This is a genomic window from Kitasatospora sp. NPDC056138, from assembly GCF_042264695.1.
In the GTDB taxonomy this organism is placed as follows: domain Bacteria; phylum Actinomycetota; class Actinomycetes; order Streptomycetales; family Streptomycetaceae; genus Kitasatospora.
Window position 1 is genome coordinate 1 of record NZ_JBHJVK010000049.1, and the last position, 1,442, is coordinate 1,442.

Below are 1,442 nucleotides of genomic sequence, written 5' to 3' on the forward strand. Positions count from 1 at the left end.
GACGCGCCGGCATCAGCTCCTTCGGCATGGGCGGCACCAACGCCCACGTCATCATCGAACAACCACCCACCACCGAAACCGAACCCACCAACACCCCCAACACCCCCGAAACCACCAACACCCCCAACACCCAACCCACCCACCACGACTGGCACATCCTCACCACCTCCGCCCGCACCCCCACCTCCCTCACCACCCAACAACAACGCCTCACCACCCACCTCACCACCACCCACCACCCCCTCCCCGACATCGCCCACACCCTCCAAACCGGCCGCCCCCACCACCCACACCGCGCCGCCACCCTCGCCCGCACCACCACCGAAGCCACCCACAACCTCACCCACGCCCACACCCTCATCACCGGACACGCCCACCCCAACCCGCGAACCGCCTTCCTCCTCACCGGCCAGGGCAACCCCTACCCCAACATGGCCCGCGGCCTCTACGACACCGAACCCGTCTTCCGCACCACCCTCGACACCTGCGCCCAAGCCATCCAGCACCACACCGGCCACAACCCCCTCACCACCCTCCACACACCCGACACCACCACCCACCACCTCACCGACACCCAGCACCAACAACCCATCCTCTTCGCCCTCCAGTACGCCATGGCCCAACAGTGGCGCGCCTGGGGCATCCAGCCCCACGCCCTCATCGGCCACAGCCTCGGCGAACTCGTCGCCGCCACCCTCGCCGACGTCTGGACCCTCGACGACGCCCTCCACATCACCTGCCTACGTGCCGAGTCGAGGCACGAGGAACTGGCGGACGTGCTGTCGAGAATGCGCCTGAACGCCCCGCGGATCCGGTTCGCGTCCAGCGAGACGGGCGACTGGATCACCGCCGAGCAGGCCACGAGCGCGTCGTACTGGACGGAGCGGTGCCGAACGGACGTGGGCGCCGACACCACCGGTCTGCTGCGGGACGAGCCGGAGACCATGCTGCTGGAGATCGCTCCGGGCGCGGCGGCGGTGCTGGGAGAGCAGCCGATCGACCGGATCCTGGTGTCCTCGACGAACCCGGTGCGTCACGACGCGGTGGCCATCCGGGAGGCGCTGGTGCGGCTCTGGGTCAACGGCGCGCCCGTCCGCTGGTCCGCACTGCACGAACACCGCAAGCCGCGCAGGGTGCCGCTGCCCACCTACGCGTTCGACACCAAGCGCTACTGGATCGACGCGCCGGGCAGCCGTGAGAGCACTGCCGCCGGCATCGCCGTCGCCACCGCCGCCTCACCGGCCGCCGGCCCCCGTCAGACGGTGACCTTCGAACCGCCGATCCCCGAGCCCCCGGCTCCTGACCGGCCGGAGGTCGTCCGCACCACCCACACCACATACGCCTCCGACACCCTGACCACCATCCTCAACCTCCTCGAAGAAACCCTCGGCACCAGCCCCATCGCACCCGACGACGACTTCTTCGACCTCGGCGGCGACTCC

General features: G+C 69.8%; 1 protein-coding gene. It reads left to right on the top strand.

Going from position 1 to position 1,442, the window contains the following annotated elements:
* The coding region (locus ACFC1R_RS26175) for an acyltransferase domain-containing protein (RefSeq protein ID WP_375942569.1) at positions 1–1,442 on the top strand (1,442 nt) is incomplete at both ends.